Annotated in this window: 2 protein-coding genes; both read left to right on the forward strand. The window is 66.1% G+C overall.

Annotated elements, in window-relative coordinates; translation table 11 throughout:
- Positions 1-404 precede the first annotated feature (404 nt).
- The gene (locus tag FJ980_RS30475) at positions 405-1193 is read left to right on the forward strand and encodes a LysR substrate-binding domain-containing protein (protein WP_210243775.1); all 789 of its coding nucleotides are present in this window, start codon (positions 405-407) and stop codon (positions 1191-1193) included.
- A 283-nt stretch (positions 1194-1476) separates the two neighbouring features.
- A partial coding sequence (locus FJ980_RS30485; protein WP_140547294.1) for an aldehyde dehydrogenase family protein occupies positions 1477-1800 on the forward strand: 324 nt, incomplete at its 3' end.

The following is a 1800-nucleotide window of genomic DNA, read 5'->3' on the forward strand; positions in this document are numbered from 1 at the left end:
AATATGCTGCTGGCCACCCCTGCGGCGGCGATTCCGGCGCCGGCCTTCAACAATGAGCGTCGGCTGACTGTCATTACGTTCTCCTCCTGATATTTTTAGACCAGCGCATTCGGGCCAGCGCATTCGGGATTGTTTGGATCTGGGCCTGAACAGCGAAACTCATTAATCGTGATCGCCGCAGAGACTTGGCCGGCCGGAGTATTGCAGCATTCGCTCGCGCGACAACTGAGAAGATGTGATCTCGGTATAACGTTTACTCAACCCAGGCATGGCCCCACCGCTCCACTCGATCGTTTCCAGGATCCACCTGAAACAGTTGCGGCTCCTACTCGCGCTGGGCGAGCATGGCTCGCTCCTCAAAGCCTCGCAGCAGGTCGCGTTGACGCAACCGGGCGAGCAAGGCATTGCAGGAAATCGAGACGACCTTCGGCACGCCGCTGTTCGTTCGCACCAACCGGGGCCTGGAGCCCAATGCCGTCGGCCATTGCGTGATCCGCTATGCGCGCCTGATCCAGACGGATCTCGCGCACCTGCGCGACGAGATCGTCGGAATCATGCGTGGCCAGGGCGGGCGGGTGGCGGCCGGCGTCATCATGGGCGCGGTGCCGCTGCTCACCGATGCCATCTCCGCGCTCGTTGCGCGGCAGGCCGACTTGTCCGTCGAGATCGTCGAGGACACCAGCGCCGCCCTGCTGGCCCAGCTCGAAGCCGGCCGGCTCGACCTGGCGATCTGCCGCACGACCATCAGCCAGGCGCCGCAGGTCTACGACAGCGTGAAGCTCCAGGATGAAACGCTCGCGGTGATCGCGAACGTCGGCCATCCGCTGCGACACGCGAAGAAGCTCACCCTGCAGGAGCTGGCGCCATACCGATGGGTGGTATACCGCGCGAACATGCCGATGCGGCTCTTGCTCGAACGCGAATACCGCGATTGCGGGATCCGGTTCCCGCAGCACCTGCTCGAGACGACCTCCGCTTTTGCGACGCTGGCGCTGCTGCAGGCCAACCCGTCCTTCGTGGCCCTGGTGTCGATCGAAGTCGCGCAGTTCTTCGCGCACCGGCAGATGACGCGCATCCTGCCGCTGGCCCTGGCGTCGCGAAGCGAGGCCTATGAGCTCGTCACCCGCAAGGGGGCGTGGGTTCCGCCCGCCGCCAAACTGCTGATCGACGAATTGGTCCATCGCCAGTCCTGAGCATCAGGTCGGCGCGACCGCGCCGGTCAGCGCTGTATCCGCCAGGGTGCCGCATGGGCAAGGCGATGGACCTGGCCAGCGGGGCCGAGGGGGGCCGTCCGTGCGCGCCATGACCGAGCGGCTCGGCTTGCCGACGGGCTTGGCCCAACTGGGCGTGGCGCGCTATTCCCCGACATCGTCCGGGCGCCTTGAAGGACCACAGTCACCTGACCAACCCGCGCGTGGCATCCGACACCGGTTACGAAGCGATGCTCGAAGCCAGCCTTTAGGAAGCAAGCACACTATGTTCAACAACCTCATCGGCGGCGAGTGGGTCGAAGGCCCTCGCGTCTCGCGCAACATCAACCCCTCGGACACGCGCGACGTCATTGGCGAGTTCGCGCAAGCCGAGGCGGCCCAAGCCAGGCAGGCCATCGCCGCAGCCACCCAGGCCCAGTCCGCCTGGGGCCTGTCCACCCCGCAGCAGCGCTTCGACATCCTCGACGCCGCCGGCGCCGGGATCCTGGCGCGCAAGGCCGAACTGGGCGACCTGCTCGCCCGCGAGGGAGGCAAGACCCTGCCCGAGGCCATCGGCGAGGTGGCACGGGCCGGCAACATCTTCAAGTTC

It is taken from the genome of Mesorhizobium sp. B1-1-5 (genome assembly GCF_006443065.1).
In the GTDB taxonomy this organism is placed as follows: domain Bacteria; phylum Pseudomonadota; class Alphaproteobacteria; order Rhizobiales; family Rhizobiaceae; genus Mesorhizobium.